This is a genomic window from Mesorhizobium sp. LSHC420B00 (assembly GCF_000503055.1).
Taxonomy (GTDB): Bacteria; Pseudomonadota; Alphaproteobacteria; order Rhizobiales; family Rhizobiaceae; genus Mesorhizobium.
Window position 1 is genome coordinate 516364 of the sequence record NZ_AYVY01000002.1, and the last position, 20612, is coordinate 536975.

21 protein-coding genes are annotated in these 20612 nt (G+C 62.4%); 15 read left to right on the forward strand and 6 right to left on the reverse strand.

What is annotated here, in order from left to right; translation table 11 throughout:
• Positions 1-19 precede the first annotated feature (19 nt).
• The 3 genes from X760_RS46435 (at position 20) to X760_RS46445 (ending at position 1851) form a co-directional block, all read left to right on the forward strand.
• Positions 20-277 (forward strand): GlsB/YeaQ/YmgE family stress response membrane protein, encoded by a 258-nt coding sequence (locus X760_RS46435; RefSeq protein ID WP_023717568.1) that lies wholly within the window; start codon positions 20-22, stop codon positions 275-277.
• A gap of 134 nt (positions 278-411) precedes the next feature.
• Positions 412-1377 carry a lipoyl synthase gene (gene lipA / locus X760_RS46440; RefSeq protein ID WP_023717570.1) on the forward strand — a complete coding sequence of 322 codons (966 nt, stop codon included), beginning with the start codon at positions 412-414 and terminating at the stop codon, positions 1375-1377.
• 12 nt (positions 1378-1389) lie between these two features.
• Positions 1390-1851 (forward strand): type II toxin-antitoxin system RatA family toxin, encoded by a 462-nt coding sequence (locus tag X760_RS46445; protein WP_023717571.1) that lies wholly within the window; start codon positions 1390-1392, stop codon positions 1849-1851.
• On the opposite strand, the gene X760_RS46450 is transcribed toward X760_RS46445, so the two are convergent.
• A complete protein-coding gene (locus X760_RS46450) occupies positions 1827-2336 on the reverse strand; it encodes a CinA family protein (protein WP_023717572.1) in 510 nt (169 codons plus the stop codon). The two genes, X760_RS46445 and X760_RS46450, sit on opposite strands and share 25 nt — an antisense overlap.
• Positions 2333-3553, reverse strand: a complete 1221-nt coding sequence (locus X760_RS46455; protein ID WP_023717573.1) for a bifunctional 2-C-methyl-D-erythritol 4-phosphate cytidylyltransferase/2-C-methyl-D-erythritol 2,4-cyclodiphosphate synthase — start codon at positions 3551-3553, stop codon at positions 2333-2335. Before X760_RS46455 ends, X760_RS46450 begins: the two co-directional genes overlap by 4 nt.
• A gap of 181 nt (positions 3554-3734) precedes the next feature.
• On the opposite strand from X760_RS46455, the gene dusB reads away from it, so the two are divergent.
• From dusB to hflX, 8 genes are all read left to right on the forward strand, one after another.
• Entirely contained in the window at positions 3735-4760 is a 1026-nt protein-coding gene (gene dusB, locus X760_RS46460; protein WP_023717574.1) for a tRNA dihydrouridine synthase DusB, read from the forward strand.
• The gene (locus X760_RS46465) at positions 4757-5896 is read left to right on the forward strand and encodes a nitrogen regulation protein NR(II) (RefSeq protein ID WP_023717575.1); all 1140 of its coding nucleotides are present in this window, start codon (positions 4757-4759) and stop codon (positions 5894-5896) included. Before dusB ends, X760_RS46465 begins: the two co-directional genes overlap by 4 nt.
• Positions 5893-7353 carry a nitrogen regulation protein NR(I) gene (gene ntrC / locus X760_RS46470; RefSeq protein ID WP_023717576.1) on the forward strand — a complete coding sequence of 487 codons (1461 nt, stop codon included), beginning with the start codon at positions 5893-5895 and terminating at the stop codon, positions 7351-7353. Before X760_RS46465 ends, ntrC begins: the two co-directional genes overlap by 4 nt.
• Before the next feature lie 127 nt (positions 7354-7480).
• Complete coding sequence (locus X760_RS46475) at positions 7481-9766, forward strand: PAS domain-containing sensor histidine kinase (RefSeq protein WP_023717577.1); 2286 nt, start codon at positions 7481-7483, stop codon at positions 9764-9766.
• Complete coding sequence (locus X760_RS46480; RefSeq protein ID WP_023717578.1) at positions 9756-11117, forward strand: sigma-54 dependent transcriptional regulator; 1362 nt, start codon at positions 9756-9758, stop codon at positions 11115-11117. The genes X760_RS46475 and X760_RS46480 overlap by 11 nt, the downstream gene beginning before the upstream one ends.
• A 188-nt stretch (positions 11118-11305) precedes the next feature.
• A complete protein-coding gene (locus tag X760_RS46485) occupies positions 11306-12169 on the forward strand; it encodes a D-amino-acid transaminase (protein WP_023717579.1) in 864 nt (287 codons plus the stop codon).
• 145 nt (positions 12170-12314) lie between these two features.
• Positions 12315-12560 carry an RNA chaperone Hfq gene (hfq, locus tag X760_RS46490; RefSeq protein WP_006202172.1) on the forward strand — a complete coding sequence of 82 codons (246 nt, stop codon included), beginning with the start codon at positions 12315-12317 and terminating at the stop codon, positions 12558-12560.
• Entirely contained in the window at positions 12561-13952 is a 1392-nt protein-coding gene (gene hflX / locus X760_RS46495; protein WP_023717580.1) for a GTPase HflX, read from the forward strand. It abuts the gene before it with no gap.
• A 5-nt stretch (positions 13953-13957) separates the two neighbouring features.
• Here hflX and mazG read toward each other — a convergent pair whose 3' ends face one another.
• Positions 13958-14782: a nucleoside triphosphate pyrophosphohydrolase gene (gene mazG, locus X760_RS46500; protein WP_023717581.1), complete on the reverse strand. Its 825-nt coding sequence runs from the start codon at positions 14780-14782 to the stop codon at positions 13958-13960.
• Positions 14783-14917: 135 nt separating this feature from the next.
• Positions 14918-16102 (reverse strand): amino acid aminotransferase, encoded by a 1185-nt coding sequence (locus X760_RS46505; protein WP_023717582.1) that lies wholly within the window; start codon positions 16100-16102, stop codon positions 14918-14920.
• 227 nt (positions 16103-16329) lie between these two features.
• On the opposite strand from X760_RS46505, the gene X760_RS46510 reads away from it, so the two are divergent.
• Genes X760_RS46510 through X760_RS46525 form a run of 4 tightly spaced genes read left to right on the forward strand, consistent with a single transcriptional unit; the run spans position 16330 to position 18882 of the window.
• A complete protein-coding gene (locus tag X760_RS46510) occupies positions 16330-16851 on the forward strand; it encodes a sigma-70 family RNA polymerase sigma factor (protein WP_198030460.1) in 522 nt (173 codons plus the stop codon).
• A complete protein-coding gene (locus tag X760_RS46515) occupies positions 16848-17621 on the forward strand; it encodes an anti-sigma factor (RefSeq protein WP_023717584.1) in 774 nt (257 codons plus the stop codon). The genes X760_RS46510 and X760_RS46515 overlap by 4 nt, the downstream gene beginning before the upstream one ends.
• A 27-nt stretch (positions 17622-17648) precedes the next feature.
• Positions 17649-18356: a Bax inhibitor-1/YccA family protein gene (locus tag X760_RS46520; protein WP_023717585.1), complete on the forward strand. Its 708-nt coding sequence runs from the start codon at positions 17649-17651 to the stop codon at positions 18354-18356.
• Positions 18357-18387: 31 nt separating this feature from the next.
• Positions 18388-18882, forward strand: coding sequence for a DUF2076 family protein (locus X760_RS46525; protein WP_156948023.1), 495 nt, complete (start codon positions 18388-18390; stop codon positions 18880-18882).
• 121 nt (positions 18883-19003) lie between these two features.
• On the opposite strand, the gene X760_RS46530 is transcribed toward X760_RS46525, so the two are convergent.
• Both X760_RS46530 and X760_RS46535 read right to left on the reverse strand, forming a co-directional pair.
• Complete coding sequence (locus X760_RS46530; protein ID WP_023717586.1) at positions 19004-19588, reverse strand: hypothetical protein; 585 nt, start codon at positions 19586-19588, stop codon at positions 19004-19006.
• Between the two features lie 204 nt (positions 19589-19792).
• The gene (locus tag X760_RS46535) at positions 19793-20611 is read right to left on the reverse strand and encodes an MBL fold metallo-hydrolase (RefSeq protein WP_023717587.1); all 819 of its coding nucleotides are present in this window, start codon (positions 20609-20611) and stop codon (positions 19793-19795) included.
• Position 20612: the final 1 nt, after the last annotated feature.

Sequence of the window (20612 nt, forward strand, 5' to 3'; positions counted from 1 at the left end):
TCACCACAGGAGAGGGCATATGGACGTGAACGGCGTGGGCTGGGTAGCAGCCATCATCATCGGCGGTTTGGCAGGCTGGTTTGCCGAGATGTTCATGAAGAGCAACACCGGCATCTTGATGAACATCATTCTTGGCATCGTCGGCGCGATCGTGCTGAATGCCATCCTGCAGGCGCTCAACATCGGCGCCTTCGGCGCCGGCTGGATCGCCTATCTGATCACCGGTTTCATTGGTGCCTGCCTGCTGATCTGGGTAGGACGCATGGTGCGCCGTTAATTGCTGAACTCATGCCATGCGAAAACGGCTGTGGCGGCATGCGCCGCCGCGGCCTTTTTCTTTGCAGCGAAAAGTCCTAGATGACTTGGGAAAGCGAACGTCGGACAGGCGATCGCGAATGAACCGGATTTCATATGGTCACCGTCCTCGACACGATCGCCAATGCGCCGCGCCTGCGGCATCCCGAAAAGGCGCACAAGCCCGACCAGGATGTGCTGCGCAAGCCCGACTGGATCCGCGTCAAGGCGCCGATGTCGAAAGGCTATGCCGAGACGCGCGAGATCGTGAAGTCGCATAAGCTGGTGACGGTGTGCGAAGAGGCCGGTTGCCCCAACATCGGCGAGTGCTGGGAAAAGAAGCACGCCACCTTCATGATCATGGGCGAGATCTGCACGCGCGCCTGCGCGTTCTGCAACGTGGCTACCGGTATACCGACCGCACTCGATCCCGACGAGCCGGCGCGCGTCGCACACGCCGTCAAGCAAATGGGCCTAAGCCATGTCGTCATCACCTCAGTCGACCGCGACGATCTCGCCGATGGCGGAGCTCAGCACTTTGCCGAGGTCATCCGCGCCATCCGGGCGGCAACGCCTCTGACGACGATCGAAATCCTGACGCCCGACTTCCTGCGCAAGGACGGTGCACTGGAGATCGTCGTGGCGGCCAAGCCCGACGTTTTCAATCATAATCTCGAGACCGTGCCGTCGAACTATCTGACGGTTCGGCCGGGTGCGCGCTATTTCCACTCGATCAGGCTCTTGCAGCGAGTCAAGGAACTCGACCCCTCGATCTTCACCAAGTCCGGCATCATGGTTGGCCTTGGCGAGGAGCGGAACGAAATCCTGCAACTGATGGACGATCTGCGTTCGGCCAATGTCGACTTCATGACCATCGGCCAATATCTTCAGCCGTCGAAGAAGCACCATCCGGTGATCCGCTTTGTCACACCGGAGGAGTTCAAGTCTTTCGAGACGATCGGCCGGACCAAGGGCTTCCTGCTGGTGGCGTCGAGCCCGCTGACGCGCTCGTCGCATCATGCCGGCGACGATTTCGCCAGGTTGCGCGCGGCGCGCGAAGCGTTTCTCAGGAAGTCCGCCTAACAAACTGGTTTCATGCCACAATTCGAAGCCCATCGCCGCGTCGCGCATACGCCTGAACAGATGTTCGCTCTGGTCGCGGATATCGAATCCTATCCGCAATTCCTGCCGCTTTGCGAGGCACTTACGGTTCGTTCGCGCAAGGAACGCGACGGACGCACGCTGCTCATCGCCGACATGAGCATTGGCTACAAGGCGATCCGCGAGACTTTCACCACGCAGGTGCTGCTGAAGCCTGACGAGAACGCCATCGACGTCAAATATATCGACGGCCCGTTCAAATATCTGAGCAATGTCTGGCGCTTCGACCCGGCGGACGGCGGTGGTTGCAACGTCTGCTTCTTTATCGACTATGAGTTCAAGAGCCGCATTTTGGGTGCGCTCATGGGAACCATGTTCGACCGCGCCTTCCGCATGTTCTCCGAGGCGTTCGAGAAACGCGCCGAAATCATCTACGGCACGCCATCGGCGGCCTGATCCGCAGCGAGCGCGCGCAGACCCAGTTCAAGCGCATGCCGGACCGTCTCCCGGCGGATGAAATCACGGCCCTTGTCGCCGAACAGCTGGCATTCGCTGACCACCGGTCGGCCAGCCACGGCAACGCCGAACCAGACCAGGCCGACAGGTTTTTCCGCTGAGCCACCGCCCGGACCGGCGATGCCGGTCACCGCGAGCGCAAGCCCGGCGCGCGAATGGGCCAAGGCGCCGGCCGCCATCTCCACCGCAGTCTCGCGCGAGACCGCCCCGTTCGCCTCGAGTGTAGCGGCCGAGACGCCGAGCATCTCGGTCTTGGCCTGGTTGGAATAGGTGATGAAGCCGCGATCGACCACAGTGGAAGAGCCGGCAATGTCGGTCAGCGTGGCGATGATCATGCCGCCGGTGCAGCTCTCCGCCGTCGCCAGCATGATGCCGCGCTGCTGGCAGGCCTGAAGCAGGGCATCTGCGAGATCGCTATTGCTCATTCGGGGACATCCCCTGGAAACACAACGCTGGCGGTCGCGATGGCCGCTATGCCTTCCTCACGGCCGACGAAGCCGAGCTTCTCATTGGTTGTCGCCTTGATCGAGATGCGGTCGCGCGAAATTCGCAACATTGCGGAAAGCGTTTCGGTCATGGCCTCGCGATGCGGGCCGACGCGCGGCGCCTCGCAAACCAATGTGATGTCGGCGTTGGCGATGCGCCCGCCGCGCTCGCGCACCAGCTTCGCTGCGTGTTCGACGAAGATGCGTGAAGCGGCCCCTTTCCACTGCGGGTCGGAGGGCGGGAAATGCGTGCCGATGTCACCGGCGCCGCAGGTGGCGAGCAGCGCGTCGGTCAACGCATGCAGGCCGACATCGGCATCCGAATGGCCGGACAATTTCCTGTCGTGCGGAATAGCGACACCGCACAGGGTGACATGGTCGCCGGGCTCGAAGGCATGGACGTCGTAGCCGTTGCCGGTTCGGATGTCCGGAAAACGTGAGGCGCTGGAAAGCCGCTGATCCGCCATCGCAATATCCCGTGCCCAGGTCAGTTTGACATTGTCCGGCGAGCCGGGAACGATCTTCACCGGAATATGCGCCCATTCGGCGATTGCCGCATCGTCGGTGAAATCCGCCTTGCCCAATTGATGAGCCTTTTCGTGCGCGGCCAGGATCGGCCAGAACGGAAAGCCTTGTGGTGTCTGTGCGGCATGGAGCCCGGCCCTGGACACTGTTTCGCCGCTCATGCCTTCGGCCGTTTCGCGCTTCAGCGTATCGGCAACGGGCAAAGCAGGCAGCGCTCCCTGGCGCTCTTCAATGGCGGCGATCGTGCGATCTATCAGTTCCGCATCGACAAACGGCCGAGCCGCATCATGGATCAGGACCCGGCCCGGCGCATGGCTTCTCAACGCCAGCAGTCCAAGCCGGACGGACTCCTGCCGTGACGTACCGCCGATCACAGCGACGACACGGTCGGCGTTCGCGCCGGCGGCGCGGCGGAAAAGCGCGCCGTCTTCGGCATGGATAGCAACGACGACAGGTCCAATTTTCGGATGCGTCAGAAAGGCGTCGAGCGTGCGTGCGATAACGGCGCCGCCGCCAATCTGCTGGTACTGCTTCGGCCCATTGGCCTGCCCCGCGCGCGCGCCGCGCCCGGCAGCAACGATGACCACGGCGACCTTGTCGTCGGCAGCTGGCTTTTCGCTGACATGTCTCATGCCGAGACGCTTAGCGCATGATCCTGAAAAGTGGTATCGCTTTCACAAGACCTAGGATTGATGCCGTCCGGCGATCCATATTTTTCCCAAATGCGCCTTAATGTCACGACATTGCGCGTTGCACATTGCCGTCGTTCTGGCTAGAGAATGTGCAGCAATCGAAGGTGCTTGGTTTTTGTGCATGCCTGATGTGACCAAATTGGCTTCGCCGCTGGAGGTGGGTGGCGTGAGAATCCGCAACCGCGTGTTTCTCGCGCCGATGTCGGGCATTACCGACGAACCGTTCCGGCAGCGCGCCCATGCGCATGGCGCCGGGCTGGTTGTATCGGAAATGGTGGCGAGCGGCGAGCTTGCAAAGGGCAGGGCTGGCTCGGGCCTGCGCATCCGTCATTCCGGGCTGCCTGTCCACATGGTCCAGCTTGCCGGCCGCGACGCGGTGCACATGGCCGAGGGCGCACGAATCGCAGCCGGCGAAGGCGCCGACATCATCGACATCAACATGGGCTGTCCGGCCAAGAAGGTGACGGGCGGCTATGCCGGTTCGGCACTGATGCGAGACCTCGACCACGCGCTGTCGCTGATCGAAGCGGTAGTCGGCGCGGTCGACGTGCCGGTCACGGTCAAGATGCGGCTTGGCTGGGACGAGAGCGCGCTCAACGCGCCGATGCTGGCGCGACGCGCCGAGCAGGCCGGCGTCAGGATGGTGACGGTGCACGGCCGCACACGTTGCCAGTTCTATCAGGGCACGGCCGACTGGCGTGCCATCGCACGCGTCAAGCAGGCCGTCTCCATCCCTGTGGTTGCCAATGGCGATGTCGGCTCGCCGGCAGAGGCAGCCTTGATCCTCGACCAGTCCGGCGCCGACGCGGTGATGATCGGCCGTGCGCACTATGGCGCGCCGTGGACTGCCGGCAGCATTGTAGCGGCCGCGCTGGCCGAGCCAGTATCCGGCATGCCGGACAGCCCGCAAGCGCTGACCGACTACGTCATTGCCCATTACGAAGACATGCTGACGCTCTATGGCGCCGAAAGCGGATTGCGCCAGGCGCGCAAGCATCTCGGCTGGTATCTCGACCGCCATGCCGTCACAAGCGATGACTGGCGCAAGGCCATCCTCACGTCTTTCGAGCCTGGGCGGGTCATTGCCTTGCTGCGCGACATGTTTTCAAGCGCTCCCGAAGCGCCGAATCTGCGGAGTGCGGCATGAACGCCACCGTCACACAGAGCACGGACATGGCGGACGCCGCGCATATTGTGCTCAACACAATTCGTCGGCCGGTGATCATGGTCGATCCGCAAGGCTTCGTCACCTTCGCCAATGCCGATGCCGAGGATTTTTTCCGCTCGAGCGCCACGATGCTCGCCCGCAACACGCTGCACAAGCTCATTCCTTTCGGCAGTCCGCTGCTGACGCTTGTCGACCAGGTGCGCGAGCGCCGTGCGCCGGTGAACGAATACCGGGTGGACGTGTCGTCGCCGCGTCTCGGCATCGAGAAGGTGGTCGATCTCTACGTCGCGCCGGTGACGGAATTTCCAGGCTCCGTCGTGGTGATGTTCCAGGAACGCTCAATGGCCGACAAGATCGACCGGCAGATGACGCATCGCGGTGCGGCGCGCTCGGTCACCGGCCTTGCCGCGATGCTTGCCCATGAGATCAAGAACCCGCTGTCCGGCATTCGTGGCGCCGCGCAGCTGCTTGAGCTGTCGGCGTCCGACGAGGATCGCGCGCTGACGCGTTTGATCACCGACGAGACCGACCGCATTGTCTCGCTGGTCGACCGCATGGAGGTGTTTTCGGACGAGCGGCCGATCGACCGCTACCCCGTCAACATCCATGTCGTGCTCGACCATGTCAAAGCAATCGCCAAGAACGGTTTTGCCAAGCGGATCAAGATATTAGAGGACTATGATCCATCATTGCCTCCGGTTTTTGCCAATCGCGACCAGCTCATCCAGGTGTTCCTCAATCTGGTAAAAAATGCCGCCGAGGCGATCGGCAGCGATCCGCAGGGCGAGATCACGCTGTCGACTGCCTTCCGCCCGGGCATCCGTGTTTCCGTGCCCGGAACGCAGGACCGGGTGTCGCTGCCATTGGAATTCTGCGTGCGCGACAACGGTTCGGGTGTCTCCGAGGATATCCTGCCGATCCTGTTCGATCCCTTCATCACCACCAAGCCGAACGGCTCCGGTCTCGGTCTGGCGCTGGTCGCAAAGATCGTCGGCGAGCATGGCGGCATCATTGAATGCGAATCGACGCCGCGCGGGACCACCTTCCGCATCCTGATGCCGGCGTGGAAAGAAACCCAGTTTGCCGACGACGACGGTGAAGGAGACCGCAAATGACCATTCGCGGCAATATTCTCGTCGCCGACGACGATGCGGCCATCCGCACTGTCCTCAACCAGGCGCTTTCGCGCGTCGGTCACGACGTGCGCGTCACCTCCAATGCCTCGACGCTGTGGCGCTGGGTGGCCGCGGGCGAGGGGGATCTGGTCATCACCGACGTTGTCATGCCTGACGAGAACGCCTTCGACATGCTACCGCGCATCAAGAAGGCGCGACCGGAACTGCCGGTCATCGTCATGAGTGCGCAGAACACGTTCATGACGGCGATCCGGGCCTCCGAAACCGGAGCCTATGAATATCTGCCAAAACCGTTCGACCTGACGGAGCTGCTCAACATCGTCAATCGGGCGCTTTCCGAGCCGCGGCGGCCCAAGATCGATACGCGTGCCGACGAGCCGCCTGAAACGATGCCGCTGGTCGGCCGCTCGGCGGCCATGCAGGACATCTACCGCATGCTGGCGCGGATGATGCAGACCGACCTGACGGTGATGATCTCAGGCGAATCGGGTACCGGCAAGGAACTGGTGGCGCGCGCGCTGCATGAATATGGCCGTCGTCGTGGTGGCCCCTTCGTCGCGATCAACATGGCGGCGATCCCGCGCGACCTGATCGAATCGGAACTATTCGGGCACGAGAAGGGCGCCTTTACCGGCGCACAGAGCCGCTCCACTGGCCGTTTCGAGCAGGCCGAAGGCGGCACGCTGTTCCTCGACGAGATCGGCGATATGCCGATGGAAGCGCAGACGCGGCTTCTGCGTGTGTTGCAGCAGGGCGAATACACCACGGTCGGCGGCCGCACGCCGATCAAGACCGACGTGCGCATCGTCGCTGCCACCAACAAGGACCTGCGCACGCTGATCAATCAGGGGCTTTTCCGCGAGGACCTGTTCTACCGCTTGAACGTTGTGCCGCTCAGGCTGCCGGCGCTGCGCGAGCGATCGGAGGACATTCCGGACCTCGTCCGGCACTTCTTCAAGCTCGGCGCCAGTGAAGGCCTGCAGACCAAGCGCATTTCCACCGGCGGCATCGAGCTGATGAAGCGCTACCCATGGCCTGGCAACGTGCGCGAACTCGAAAACCTCATCCGCAGGCTGGCTGCACTGTATTCGCAGGACGAGATATCCGCCGAGATCATCGAGGCGGAGTTGAAGACTGGCGAAAGGCCTGTCGTTCCAGGTGGCGGCAACCTCATTCCCGACGACCTTTCCATCGGCCAGGCGGTGGAGCATTTCCTGCAGCGCTATTTTGCCTCGTTTGCCGGCGACTTGCCGCCGGCCGGCCTCTATCAGCGAATCCTCTCCGAGGTCGAGTATCCACTGGTCCTCGCCTCGATGACCGCAACGCGCGGTAACCAGATCAAGGCCGCCGAATTGCTAGGACTCAACCGCAACACGCTGCGCAAGAAGATTCGCGAACTCGGCGTCAACGTCTACAAGTCCTCCAGGCAGGTCTAGACGAACCCCTTACGAGCGCTTTCCAGGGGATCGATCGCCGAAAGATTTCCGTCTCGGCCACACTTGTTGCATAATCGCCACAATGCGTTGCATACATCCGACGCAATCACTGGCTCTAGACGGCGACATGGCTCTGCACGCACCGACACTGAGCAAACCGCATTTCAGCACTACCGGCGCGCGAGACGGTCGCCGGCTGCTTGCGCTGCCCGGCGTGGTCGCCATTGCCGGTGCGCTGGTGACGGCGGCGATCTCCTTCGCCATTCTGGTTGGCGCCACGCCGATCACGCCCGACGCGCGGACGACGCTGGCGCTGATCGCGCTTAACGCCGCGTTCGTCCTGTTTCTGATCTTGCTGGTCGGCCGCGAAGTGCATCGCATCCTGATGGCACGCCGGCACGGCAAGGCTGCGTCGCGCCTGCATGTGCGCATCGTGGCGATGTTTGCGCTGGTCGCCGCCATCCCCGCGATCATGGTGGCGATCATCGCGTCGATCACGCTCGACATCGGCCTCGACCGCTGGTTCGAGATCCGCACCAAGACGATCGTCAATTCGTCGTTGTCGATCGCCGACGCCTATGTGCAGGAAAACGCACGAAATCTTCAGGGCACGACGTTGTCGATGGCTTACGACCTCGACGCTTCGCGCACGCTTTACGGCCTCGATCGGACCGGCTTCCTTGACCTCATGAACAAGGAGGCGGTTGGACGCTCCCTGGCACACGCAGCACTCATCAAGCCCGATGGTTCCTTCGTCATGAGCGCCAAGACCGACGCGGACTTTGCCATGCCGGAGCCGCCGGAGGGCGCTGTGGCAAGCGCGGCCAACGGCAAGCCGGTGCTGATCGAGCCGCGCACCCGTAACATCATGGGGGCCATCGTCAAGCTGCGCGAGATCGACGGGCTCTATCTCTACACCATTCGCCTCGTCGATCCCGAGGTGATCAAGGCACGGCAGATCGTCAAATCCAACACCGCAGAATATCGCGGTCTCGAAGACAATCGCCGCACCTCGCAAGTGGCTTTCGCGCTTCCCTATCTGTCGCTGACGCTGATCATCATCCTGTCCGCCATCTGGACCGGCATTGCGGTGGCCGACCGCCTGGTGCGGCCGATTCGTCAGCTCATCGGCGCGGCCGACGAGGTCGCTACCGGCAATCTCGATGTGGCCGTGCCAGTCCGCCCCTCCGATGGCGACGTCGCCTCGCTCGGCGACACCTTCAACAAGATGCTGATGGAGCTGAAATCGCAGCGCAACGAGATCCTGTCGGCCAAGGATCTGATCGACGAGCGGCGGCGCTTTTCGGAGGCTGTGCTTGCCGGCGTCACCGCCGGGGTCATCGGCGTCGATCCATATGGCATCGTCACCATCGTCAATCGTTCGGCCGAAACGATGCTGGCCATATCCGCCACCGCGGCGCTTGGGCAGAACCTTTCCGCCGTGCTACCGCATGTCGGCCGCGTCTTCGAGATCGGCCGCAAGTCGGGCAAGCCGGTCTATCGCGAACAGGTCACCTTCTATCGTGCCGGCACCGAACGGACCTTCAACGTGCAGATCACGATTGAAGCCGGCGACGACGGTTCGGAGGATAAATCCTACGTCGTGACAGTCGACGACATTACCGATCTGGTCCAGGCACAGCGTTCCTCTGCATGGGCCGACGTGGCGCGGCGCATCGCCCACGAGATCAAGAACCCGCTGACGCCGATCCAGCTTTCGGCCGAGCGTATCAAGCGCCGTTACGGCAAGGTCATCACCGAGGACCGTGAGGTTTTCGATCAATGCACCGACACCATCATCCGGCAAGTGGAGGACATCGGCCGCATGGTCGACGAGTTCTCAGCGTTCGCCCGCATGCCGAAACCCGAAATGAAGGCCATCGATCTGCGCGATTCGTTGCGCGAGGCCTCGTTCCTAGTCGAAGTGAGCCGCGCCGACATCACCTTCGAGCGCGTCTTCGGCAATGAGCCGCTCAAAGGCACGTTCGACAGCCGCCTGATGGCGCAGGCTTTCGGCAACGTCATCAAGAATGCTGCCGAAGCTATCGACGGACTTGATGCAGAGGATCGTCCGCACGGCATAATCCGGATTCAAGCCGGGCGTCAGAATGGCGCGATTCGAATCGACGTCATCGACAACGGCAGGGGCTTGCCGCGCGAAAACCGGCAGCGCTTGCTCGAGCCTTACATGACGACACGCGAGAAAGGCACCGGGCTTGGCCTCGCTATCGTCAAGAAGATCGTGGAGGACCATGGCGGGCGACTCGAATTGCACGATGCACCAGCGGAATTCCACGATGGGCGGGGTGCGATGATCAGCATCATCCTGCCGGTTGCCGCCACCGTTCCGATACGCGGCGAAAGCAAGACGGAACACGAAAAAGAAACTGAAAAGGTCGGTAATGGCGTCTGATATTCTCATCGTCGACGACGAGGAAGACATCCGCGAACTCGTCGCCGGTATCCTGAGCGACGAAGGTCACGAAACCCGCACGGCGTTTGACGCCGACAGCGCGCTGGCGGTGGTTGCCGACCGGGCACCCAGGCTGATCTTCCTCGACATCTGGCTGCAGGGTTCGCGGCTCGATGGCCTCGCTTTGCTGGACAAGATCAAGACGATGCACCCGAACCTGCCGGTGGTGATGATCTCGGGCCACGGCAATATCGAAACGGCAGTCTCGGCCATCCGCCGCGGCGCCTATGATTTTATCGAAAAGCCGTTCAAGGCCGACAGGCTGATCCTTATTGCCGAACGGGCGCTTGAAACGTCCAAATTGAGACGCGAGGTTTCGGATCTCAAGCTGCGCAGCGGCGAGACTTTCGACCTCATCGGCATGTCGTCGGCAATGAGCCAATTGCGCCAGACCATCGAGCGCGTCGCGCCGACCAACAGCCGCGTCATGATTATCGGCCCCTCCGGCTCGGGCAAGGAACTGGCGGCGCGCGCCATCCACGCACTGTCGGCGCGCAAGAGTGCACCGTTTGTGACGCTGAGTGCCGCCAACATCACGCCTGAGCGTATGGAGATCGAGTTGTTCGGCACCGAATCGAACGGCGTCGAACGCAAGGTCGGTGCGCTGGAGGAGGCCCATCGCGGCATTCTCTACATCGATGAAGTGGCCGACATGCCGCGTGAGACGCAAAACAAGATCCTGCGCGTGCTGGTCGAACAGCAGTTCGAGCGGGTAGGGGGCACCAAGCGGGTCAAGGTCGACGTACGCATCATCTCGTCGACCTCGCAGAACCTGGAAGCCATGATCGCCGACGGCCGTTTCCGTGAGGACCTTTATCATCGCCTGGCCGTGGTTCCGGTCATGGTGCCGGGACTGGCCGAGCGTCGCGAGGACATTCCTTATCTGGTCGACAATTTCATGAAGCAGATCGCTCGCCAGGCCGGCATCAAGCCGCGCCGCATCGGCGACGACGCGCTGGCGGTGCTGCAGGCGCACAACTGGCCGGGCAACGTTCGGCAGTTGCGCAACAATGTCGAGCGCCTGATGATCCTGGCGCGCGGCGACGATGTCGATGCGCCGATCACCGCCGACCTCCTGCCAGCCGAGATCGGCGACGTCATGCCGCGCACTCCAACCAAGTCCGATCAGCACATAATGGCACTGCCGCTGCGTGAAGCACGCGAACAATTCGAGAAGGACTATCTGATCGCCCAGATCAACCGTTTTGGCGGCAACATCTCGAAGACGGCAGAGTTTATCGGCATGGAACGCTCTGCACTGCACCGCAAGCTGAAGTCGCTGGGCGTCTGAGAGCCAAACCAGCCGTGGCCCACGCAATTATCGGTTACGGCGGTCGTGGAATCGCATAAGAGCACTGCAGCGCCGCGCGTCTTTGGGACGCACAAAGGAGGCTGTAGCATTTTGATTTTTGCGCATGATCCTTTCCGAAATCGATTCCGATTTTCGGGCTCATGCGCTGACTTCTCCAGGGGTTATCCATGCCGCGCATTGCCTATGTGAACGGACGCTATGTCGCTCACGCCGAAGCTTCCGTGCACATCGAGGACCGTGGCTATCAATTCGCCGACGGCGTCTACGAGGTCTGCGAGGTGGCGCGGGGCTTCATCGTCGACATGCCGCGCCATCTCGCCCGATTGAACCGCTCGCTCACCGAACTCTCGATCGACTGGCCGATCACGCGCGGCGTGCTGCCGCTCGTCATGGGCGAGGTGGTGCGCCGCAACCATGTCGTCGACGGCCTGGTCTATGTCCAGGTGACACGCGGTGTCGCCAGCCGTGAGTTTTTCTTCCCGCCGGCGGGCACGAAGCCGTCGCTGGTGGTGACCGCCAAAAAAGCCGATCCTGCAGCTGCCGCGAAGCGGGCCGAGAGCGGGATCCGGGTTATCACGGTGCCGGAGAACCGGTGGGATCGGGTCGATATCAAGTCGGTCGGCCTGTTGCCGAACGTGCTGGCCAAACAGAAAGCCAAGGAAGCAGGCGCCCAGGAGGCGTGGTTCGTCGATGTTGACGGCACCGTCAAGGAAGGTGGATCGTCGAACGCCTGGATCATCACCAGGGACGGCGTGCTGGTGACGCGGCCGGCCGAGCATGGCATCCTGCGCGGTATCACCCGCACGACACTGTTCGATGTCGCCGCCAAGCTCGGCCTGAAGATCGAGGAGCGCGGCTTTTCGGTTGCCGAGGCCAAGGCCGCGCGCGAGGTTTTCATCAGCTCCGCGACCACGATCGCCATGCCGGTGGTGGCAATCGATGGCGCTCCCGTCGCCAACGGCCACCCGGGCTCGATAACAGTTTCACTACGGCGGGCCTTTTTTGACGTTGCGGAAAAAAGTCCAGCCTGATAACCGCACAGATGGAATGAACATCAATATATCTCGTTCTGCTTGTCGTTACTGACGGCAAGATGGTGTTTGCGTGCTTGACATGTGCCAGCTAATTTGGCGCATTGGCTTGCAAACCGAAGGGGATCGGCGAAAGACAAGAACAATGGCGGAACGATCGCAAAATCTTCAGGACCTGTTCCTGAATTCAGTTCGCAAGAGCAAAAACCCACTCACCATCTTTCTCATCAACGGCGTGAAGCTGACCGGCGTGGTCACTTCGTTCGACAATTTCTGCGTTCTGCTGCGTCGCGACGGCCATTCCCAGCTCGTCTACAAGCACGCCATTTCCACGATCATGCCGAGCCAGCCGGTTCAGATGTTCGATGGTGAGGAAAGCCAGGGCGCCTGATTGGCACGTGAGAAAGACGCGGACCGCAGCGTTCGCGGAAAACCAGCACATCAGACCGGGACAGAGGCCAACGGTCCGACCCGGGCGGTGGTCATCGTGCCGGTGCTTACCCGGCAGCCGCGTGGCAACGACGACACCAATCGCCCGCGCCTGACCCGTTCCGCCGAGGCCCGTCGCGACGAGGCGGTCGGCCTCGCCAGCGCCATCGACCTTGACCTGGTCCACACGGCAGTGGTGACCGTCAACGATCCACGCCCGGCGACCTTGCTCGGCAGCGGCAAGGTCGCGGAGTTCGCCGAGATCGTCAAAGAGGGGCACGCGGAAGTGGTCATTGTCGATCATCCGCTGACACCGGTACAGCAGCGCAATCTCGAAAAAGAGTTGAACGCCAAGGTGCTCGACCGCACCGGGCTGATCCTGGAGATTTTCGGCGAGCGCGCCCGCACCAAGGAAGGCACGCTGCAGGTCGACCTTGCCCATCTCAACTACCAGAAGGGCCGCCTTGTGCGGAGCTGGACCCACCTTGAGCGCCAGCGCGGCGGCGCCGGCTTTCTCGGCGGCCCTGGCGAGACGCAGATCGAGTCGGATCGGCGTGTGTTGCAGGACAAGATCACCAAGCTGAAGCATGAGCTCGAAACGGTGCGCCGCACCCGCGACCTGCACCGCGCCAAGCGCAAGAAGGTGCCGTTTCCGGTGGTGGCGATCGTCGGCTACACCAATGCCGGCAAGTCGACGCTGTTCAACCGGCTGACCGGAGCAGGGGTGCTGGCGGAAGACATGCTGTTTGCCACGCTCGACCCGACGCTGCGCCGCGTGCGCCTGCGGCACGGAACGCCGGTCATCCTTTCCGATACGGTCGGCTTCATTTCCGACCTGCCAACGCATCTGGTCGCGGCCTTCAGGGCGACACTGGAGGAAGTGGTCGAGGCAGACCTCGTCATTCATCTGCGCGATATCTCCGACCCCGATACGGCCGCACAGGCCGAAGATGTCGAGCGCATCCTTGCCGATCTCGGCGTTGATGCCCGCGATAGCAAGCGCGTCATCGAAGTGTGGAACAAGATCGACCGGCTCGACGAGGGCAACCGCGCGCGGCTGCTTGCCGATGGTGCTGACGGCAGGAAGGCGCCGCCTATCGCCATATCGGCGGTTACCGGCGAAGGCATCGATGCGCTGAAGGCGATCATCGAGACGATGATGTCGGGCGAACTGGAGACGTTCACGGTCACGCTCAAGGCCGACCAACTCGGCGTCGTCGACTGGCTTTACCGCAACGGCGACATCGTCTCGCGTGATGACAATGAGGATGGCAGCGTGACCATCGCGCTCAAGGCCACACACAGTGCTCGACAAGAGATAGAAAGCCGATTGCGACGTCAAAACAATGGGTAGGGCGTTTATTTCGCGCTTTTTGCCTGCTGCCAGAGCGCTTCCATCTCGTCCAGCGTCGCCTCTTCGAGGTTGTTTCCCGACGCTTGCAGCGCCTGCTCGACATGGTGGAAGCGCGACCGGAATTTTTCGTTGGTGCCGCTGAGTGCCGCTTCGGAATCGATTTTGAGGTGCCGGCCGAGATTGACGATCGCAAACAGCATGTCGCCGAACTCGTCCTTGATCGGTGCGCTGTCGCCTTTGGCCAGCGCTTCGCGTAATTCGCCGATCTCCTCCTCGATCTTTTCGAGGATCGGTGCCGCCTCGCTCCAGTCGAAGCCGACGCGGGCGGCCTTTTCCTGCAGTTTGAGGGCCCGGGTCAGCGCGGGCAGGGCGACCGGCACGCTGTCGAGAAAGCCCTTGCCATGGTCCTCGGGGTCGAGCCCTCGGACGAGGCGGGCGCTGCGCTTCTCCGCTTTTTCCTCCGCTTTGATCTTTTCCCACATGCCCTTCGCCATGCCGGCGCTGCGCGCCTTTTCGTCGCCGAAAACATGCGGGTGGCGGCGGATCATTTTTGTGGTGATGGCCTCGACCACATCGCCGAATGAGAATTCGCCGGCCTCCTCGGCCATTTGCGCGTGGTAGACCACTTGCAACAGGAGATCGCCGAGTTCATCGCGCAGATCGTCCAGGTCGCCCCGCGCGATGGCGTCCGCCACTTCGTAGGCTTCCTCTACCGTGTATGGCGCGATTGTCGAAAAGTCCTGCTCGATATCCCACGGGCAGCCGGTTTCCGGCGCCCGCAGCGCTGCCATGATCTCGATCAGCCGGGAAATGTCTTTCGAGGGTTTCATCTGGGAAACGCTATCCTGTACACGGCTGTGCGGCCAACAGCTTCAGCCGGTGAGGGCGCCTTGTCCACAGATCGGCGGCCAGACCATGATCGTGGAAGCCGGTTTTCGGAAAAGATCATGGTCAAGCAAAAAGTATCAGTCGAGCACGGAGACAATCGCCTTGGCGAGCGCGTCCATGCCGTCCTCGGGCAGGCCGGCAACGTTGATGCGGCTGTCGCCGACCATGTAGATGCCATGCTCGGCGCGCAGCCGCTCGACTTGCGCTTCCGACAGGCCAAGCCGGGAAAACATGCCGCGATGGCTGGCGACGAAATCGAAACGGTCGGAGTTGGACTGCCGCCGCAGCGCTTCGGCGAACTGGACGCGCAGCCGCAGCATGCGCAGGCGCATCTCTTCAAGCTCTGCTTCCCAGTCGGCCCGCAACGTAGCGTCCTCGAGCACCATGCGCACCGCAGCCGCGCCATGGTCCGGCGGCATCGAATACATGGCGCGCGCCGCCGACAGCATCTGGCCCATCGCCATATCCGCCTGCGCACCGTCTTTCGCCATGATCAGCGCTGCACCAACGCGGTCGCGATAGACGGCAAAGTTCTTCGAGCAGCTCGAGGCAACGACCATTTCCGGAACTTTCGCCGCCAGCAGGCGCAAGCCGGCGGCATCCGCATCAAGCCCCTCGCCAAAGCCTTGATAGGCGATGTCGACAAAGGGCAGCAGACCACGCTCAACGACGAGATCGGCAACGGCAGCCCATTGCGAGATGTCTAGATTGGCGCCCGTCGGGTTATGGCAACAGCCATGCAACAGCACGACGTCGCCGGGATTCGCGGTTCTCAACGCATCCAGCATGTCGTCGAAGCGAACCGCACCAGAAGCAACGTCGAAATAGGGGTACTCGCGTATCTGCAGGCCAGCGGCGCGCATCACCGGCATGTGGTTCGGCCATGTCGGATCCGATAGCCAGACCGTCGCGTCGGCGCGGGTCCTTTTCAGCAGCTCTGCCACCAGCCGCAGCGCGCCGGAGCCGCCGGGCGCCTGTGCCGCACGAATGCGCGTCATGTCGGCTTTTGGGCCGAACACCAACCTAGCCATTGCCGCGTTGAAGGCGGTATCGCCGGCAAGGCCGAGATAGGTCTTGGTGTCCTGGCCTCGCAGCAGCCGCTTTTCGGCTTCGCGCACCGCGCGCATCACCGGCGTCTTGCCGTCGCGATCCTTATAGACGCCGACCCCAAGATCGACCTTGTCGGGACGCGGGTCGGCGCGATAGAGCCCGATCAAGGCAAGGATCTTGTCGGCGGGCGCGGGCTGGAGATTTTCGAACATCGATAAGGTTCCGTTGGCGGCGGAGTGATACGCAAACCGGCCGTGCTTTGCCAGCGGTTTCATATGCGCCAACTCGGCGCCGGTTTGCCTCGAGGGCGGCCGATACTATCTGCCGGGCGAGGGCAGGCCCGAGATCTCCCAGGACGAGAGCGCGGCGAGCCGAAAAAATTCGGGGAGAGCGGGATTAAAACCCCGACCTGCTCCGTAAACAGGACATGAAACGGCCGATGCCACGCTTCGATATTCTGGGACAGCTCGGTTCGCTGCGCCGCTACGCACGCTCGCTGACGCGCGACAGCGCCGATGCAGAGGATCTGGTGCATGATGCGCTGGTGCGTGCCTATGAGCGACGCGGCAGCTTCCGCTCAGGCGGAAATCTTCGCGTATGGCTGCTGTCAATCGTCCACAATGCGTTCATCGACGGCTTGCGATCCCGCAAATCCGAAGCGGTGCGCATCGAACAGGCCGGCCATCTCACCGAGGCCAGCGTCCAGGCTCCGCAGGAACATTCCGTCCGGCTGGCACAGGTGCGCGACGCTTTTTTCACATTGCCGGAAGAGCAACGTTGCGCGCTGCATCTCGTCGCCATCGAGGGGCTTAGCTACAGCGAGGCGGCCGAGGTTAGCGGCGTGCCGCTTGGCACGCTGATGTCGCGCATCGGCAGGGCGCGTGCGGCACTCCGCGAGATGGAGGACGCGGCACCGGCACGCACGAAAAGCCATCTGAAGATCGTCGGAGGTGGATCATGAACCAACTGCGCGATCCCGTCACCGACACCGATCTCGACGCCTATGTCGACGATCAGCTGGACGTTGCTCGTCGCATCGAGGTCGAGGCGTTCCTTTCGGCTCGCCCGGAAGCGGCCGCGCGGGTGATGACTGATCTGAGGACGCGTGACGAGCTGCGCGTGGCGCTTGCCGGATCGAAAGGCATGGCGCGGCCGGCGACGGCTGATGCGGCACGGCGGCTGGAGCGGGGGTTAGCGCGCGGCCGTGTCCTTGGTGCTTTGCAGCGTGCGGCGGCTGTCGCTGTTTTCGTCGCCGCCGGCTGGCTTGCGAACGGGCTCATCGGACCGATATCGGTGACGGAAGTCGTCGCTTCGACCCATCCGCCCGCCTATGTGGAGGACGCAGTCCGGGCGCATCGGACGACGCTCGTGCGCGAGGCGATGTCGTCACAACTCGAGGCGCCCGGCTACAATGCCGACGAAATCCGCGCCGCCACGGCGATCGTCATGCCATCGCTGCCAACGGACTGGACGGTCCGTGACGTGCAGATCTACCCATCGCAGTTCGGCCCGAGCGTCGAGATGGCTGTCGAGACAAAAGAGATGGGGCTGCTCTCGCTGTTCGCCATCCGGCCCGGAACATTCGACGTCGTCAAGCCGACTGTCGTTCCGTCGGGCGAGGTTTCCTCGGCCTATTTCCAGATCGGCGAGGTCGCCTACGCAGTCGTCGCACGTAGCGATGTCCGCGGCCTCGATCGCACGGCCGAAGCGCTCGCCAAAACACTCTACTGATCGACTACCTCTAAGAAGGAGAACCAAATGAACAATCTGGGATACATTGGGACCAGAGCCCGAGCCGGAGCCGTCTACGACGAAGGCCTGCGCCGGCACATGCTGCGCGTCTATAACTACATGGGCCTTGGCCTCGTCGTTACGGGCGTGATCGCCCTCGTGGTGGCCTCCACGCCCGCCCTTTACGTGCCGATCTTCTCCACCCCGCTGAAATGGGTGGTGATGCTGGCGCCGCTGGCCTTTGTGCTGCTGTTCTCGTTCCGTATGCAGACGATGTCGGCGGCCGGGGCCCAGGCAATGTTCTGGGCGTTCTGCGCGGTCATGGGTCTCTCGCTGGCTTCCGTGTTCCTGGTCTTTACCGGCACCAGCATCGCCCGCACCTTCTTCATCGCCGCCACCATGTTCGGCGCCACCAGCCTTTATGGCTATACGACCAGTCGCGACCTGACGCAGTTCTCGTCCTTCCTGATCATGGGCCTGATCGGCGTGGTGATCGCCAGCATCGTCAATATCTTCCTGGGTTCGACAGCGCTGCAGTTTGCGATCTCGGTGATCGGAATCGCCGTCTTCGTCGGGCTCACGGCCTGGGACACGCAGACGATCAAGGAGCAGTACGCCGAAAACTTCGGCGCCGAAACACAGCAAAAGCTCGCCGTTTTTGGTGCATTCTCGCTCTATCTGAACTTCGTCAACATCTTCCAGCTGTTGCTGAACTTCACCGGCGAGCGCGAATAGCCGCGTCGGACCGAGACCGGAATAGTACATCATGGACAGAAACGACCAGCAGGCGATCGGACAGCTCTTCGAGAAGCTCGCAAATGTCGAGCGCCAGGCGCCGCCGCGCGATGCCGAAGCGGAACGCTTGATCCAGGACCAGATCACCCAGCAGCCTGGGGCGCCATACTACATGGCACAGACGATCGTGGTGCAGGAGCGGGCCCTGAACGCAGCGCAGGCGCGCATCGAAGAGCTGGAGGAGCAGGCGCGGCAGCCTGCCGGCGGTGGACCGCTCAGTGGCTTCTTCGGCCGCAGCGGCGGCAGGCGCTCAGGCTCGGTTCCGCGGGTAGCGCGCACCGCCTCTGCTGCCGCGGAGGAGCCACAAGACCAGTCACAGCGGGCCGGCGGCGGGTTCCTTGCCGGCGCCGCGCAGACCGCGATGGGGGTGGCAGGCGGCGTGCTGCTCGGCAATGCGATCGCCGGCATGTTTGGCGGCACCGCAGCCGGACGAAGCCGACCAGGCAGACGATGCCAGCTCCGATAATGGCGGTGACTTCGGGGATATGGAATTCTGACGAGCGACCCAGCCTGTGCCGGCGCTCGTGACGGTTGCCGGTCACCGGGTAGGCGGGGGCAGCATCCGGCAAGCGAGCTCTCGCCGGCGGCTAATAGCCCAAGCGCTTCAATTCAGCCTTGACCGCCCTGATCGTCTTGAAACGGAAACGCTTCGTCGTGCCGTCGCGCCATCCGCAGTCGCAGGTGGCGTCGAACTTTTGGCTCACTTTCAATTGCGTCAGCGCCTTCTGGCCCGGTTTGGGGGCGTCGAAGATGCGAACTTCGTAGAGCGTCCCCGAAACGTCGTAGTGCGAAACAGGCCAGGCAAGTATGACAGTCAGTTCCTTTGCCGGATCGTGATCGGCGTTGACGAGGCCGAGCGCTGTAATCTCTGGCGTGCCGCCTTCGTGTTCGCCAAGCGTGACCTGGATTGTACGGTACCCGTCGGGTTGCTGCTGTAGTGCGACGAGTGGGCGTTCCGGATATTCCTCAGTGGTCTGGTAATCGACGAACAGTGTCTGGAGGCCGTTCCAGGTCACGGCTGTGGTGTGCGGATCAACGTTGTCCGCGAACCCAACCACACGTTTCGCGAAAGCCAGGTCATTCTCGCCTGGCGCACGATCAAAGTCCTGCGCTCGCGCGTCAGTGAATGCGCAGGCGAGGGTGAGGGCAAGACTTGCAAGCAGTGTGTTCATGATTCGCAACCCTAGCACGCCGTTGCCCCACAAATGCTGTCTCGCTGCCAACGGACGCTACAGGCTTCAGTGGACGCTACAGGCTTCAGTCGCATAAGATAGATTATGGAACTGACATGGCCGATAGGACGTGGCGAAGATAGCATAAGCGAGCCGCTGGGCGGTGAGCGAACTCTGTAACCCAGCTATGAAAACCTTGGTCCTTTACGCTGATTTGTAAGGGATTTCGATCGTCATGCCGTCATAGGCAGGCTCGACGTTGGCCGGCGTCTCGGCCATTACCGTGGCGTAGTCGAGCGGCACATGCATATGCGTCAGCACCGCGTTCTTCGGCGCCAGTCTTTCGATCCAGCCGAGCGCCTGGCCAAGCGACAGATGGCTCGGATGGAAGGTGTATTGCAGCGCGTCGATGACCAGCATGTCCAGCCCGCGCATACGCTCGGCTGTCGCTCCCGGAAAGTCGCTGATGTCAGGGCAATAAGCGAGATTGCCGATACGAAAACCCAGCGAGATGATGTCGCCGTGGATTTGCGGCAGCGGTTCGATGGTGAGGGCGCCGCCCTCGCCTTCGATCACCACCGGCCTGTTGTGGTCGATGATATGGGCGTTGACGATCGGCGGATACGAACTGCCTTTCGGTGTTTCGAAACAGTAGCGGAACGCTTCCCTCAGCCGCAGCATGGTAACCTGATCGGCATGGATGTCGATCCGATGGCGCTGCTCGAGCACGAAGCCGCGCAAATCGTCGATGCCGTGGATGTGGTCGGCATGCGGATGCGTATAGACGACCGCATCGATGCGCCTGACCGATGCCAGCAGCATCTGCTCGCGAAAATCCGGGCCGGTGTCGATGACGACCGTGGTCCTGGCGCCATTCGCCGCGATCCGCTCGACGAGCGCTGCGGTGCGCATGCGCCGGTTCTTTGGGTTGGTCGGATCACAATTACCCCAGTCGCCGGTGATGCGTGGCGTGCCCGGCGATGAGCCGCAGCCGAGGACGGTAAGACGCAACCGATCGCTCATG